Annotated in this window: 1 rRNA gene; it reads right to left on the reverse strand. The window is 58.0% G+C overall.

The annotated features are described in order from the left end of the window. Positions 1–2,305: ribosomal RNA gene (locus ACFHYQ_RS29345) — 23S ribosomal RNA — on the reverse strand; the annotation flags it as partial. Positions 2,306–2,326 lie beyond the last annotated feature (21 nt).

The following is a 2,326-nucleotide window of genomic DNA, read 5'->3' on the forward strand; positions in this document are numbered from 1 at the left end:
TGTCAAGCTGCAGTGAAGGTCCCGGGGTCTTTCCGTCCTGCTGCGCGAAACGAGCATCTTTACTCGTACTGCAATTTCACCGGGCCTGTGGTTGAGACAGCGGGGAAGTCGTTACGCCATTCGTGCAGGTCGGAACTTACCCGACAAGGAATTTCGCTACCTTAGGATGGTTATAGTTACCACCGCCGTTTACCGGCGCTTAAGTTCTCACCTTCGCCCACCACAAAAGCAGGCTAAGCGGTCCCCTTAACGTTCCGGCACCGGGCAGGCGTCAGTCCGTATACATCGTCTTACGACTTCGCACGGACCTGTGTTTTTAGTAAACAGTCGCTTCCCCCTGGCCACTGCGACCCCCACCAGCTCAGACAGCACGTGCCATCACCAGCAGAGGCCCCCCTTCTCCCGAAGTTACGGGGGCAATTTGCCGAGTTCCTTAACCACAGTTCACCCGATCGCCTCGGTATTCTCTACCTGACCACCTGAGTCGGTTTAGGGTACGGGCCGCCACGGCACTCACTAGAGGCTTTTCTCGACAGCATAGGATCACCCACTTCACCACAATCGGCTCGGCATCACACCTCAGGCTTGAATGAGGAGCGGATTTACCTACCCCTCGCCCTACATGCTTACCCCGGGACAACCACCGCCCGGGATGGGCTACCTTCCTGCGTCACCCCATCGCTTACCTACTACCAGATCAGGCCGAGCGTTCACCCTCACCCGCCACCCGAAGGCAACAGGGGGCTAAGGACTCTTAGTATCACCAGGTTCAGTATGGGCGCACCACAGCGGGTACGGGAATATCAACCCGTCATCCATCGACTACGCCTGTCGGCCTCGCCTTAGGCCCCGACTAACCCTGGGCGGATCAACCTGCCCCAGGAACCCTTGGTCATCCGGCGCAGAAGTTTCTCACTTCTGACTCGCTACTCATGCCTGCATTCTCACTCGCACACCCTCCACCACACGATCACTCGGCAGCTTCACCGGCGTGTACGACGCTCCCCTACCCACCCACACCACACAGGTGCAGGTGCCGCGACTTCGGCGGTATGCTTGAGCCCCGCTACATTATCGGCGCGAAATCACTTGACCAGTGAGCTATTACGCACTCTTTCAAGGATGGCTGCTTCTAAGCCAACCTCCTGGTTGTCACTGCGACTCCACATCCTTTCCCACTCAGCACACGCTTAGGGGCCTTAGTCGACGATCTGGGCTGTTTCCCTCTCGACCACGGAGCTTATCCCCCGCAGTCTCACTGCCACGCTCAACTTACCGGCATTCGAAGTTTGGCTGACGTCAGTAACCTTGTCGGGCCCATCAGCCAACCAGAGCCCTACCTCCGGCAAGCACCACGCAACGCTGCACCTAAATGCATTTCGGGGAGAACCAGCTATCACGGAGTTTGATTGGCCTTTCACCCCTACACACAGATCATCCCCCAGGTTTTCAACCCTGGTGGGTTCGGGCCTCCACCCAGTCTTACCTGAGCTTCACCCTGCCCATGCGTAGATCACCCCGCTTCGGGTCCACAGCATGCGACTCAAACGCCCTATTCAGACTCGCTTTCGCTACGGCTCCCCCACCCGGGTTAACCTCGCCACACACCACGACTCGCAGGCTCATTCTTCAAAAGGCACGCAGTCACATCACAGACCAGAACCAAAGCTCCGGCCTACGCTCCCACGGCTTGTAGGCACACGGTTTCAGGTACTATTTCACGACCCCTCACCGGGGCGCTTTTCACCTTTCCCTCACGGTACTCGTTCACTATCGGTCATCAGGAAGTATTCAGGCTTACCAGGTGGTCCTGGCAGATTCACACAGGATTCCTCGAGCCCCGTGCTACTCGGGACAACCCCCAGCAGTCGATGCAGTTTCACCTACCCGGCTCTCACGGTCTCCGGCCGCCCTTCCCAGAACGTTCGACTACCACACCGATTTATCACTGCTTGAGGAGACGGCGGTCTCCTCCAGGGACTCCCACAACCCCGCACACGCAACACCCGCCGGCTATCACACGCGCACGGTTTAGCCTCCTCCGCTTTCGCTCACCACTACTCACGGAATCACTATTGTTTTCTTCTCCTACGGGTACTGAGATGTTTCACTTCCCCGCGTCACCACCAACCGCCCTATACATTCAGACGGCGGCAACACCACATGACTGGTGCTAGGTTTCCCCATTCGGACATCCCCGGATCAACGTCAGGTTGGCGACTCCCCGAGGCTTAACGCAGCCTCCCACGTCCTTCATCGGCTCCTGATGCCAAGGCATCCACCGTGTGCCCTAAACAACTTGGCCACAAAGATGCTCGCGTCCACT

It is taken from the genome of Sphaerimonospora cavernae (assembly GCF_042435035.1).
In the GTDB taxonomy this organism is placed as follows: Bacteria; Actinomycetota; Actinomycetes; order Streptosporangiales; family Streptosporangiaceae; genus Sphaerimonospora; species Sphaerimonospora cavernae.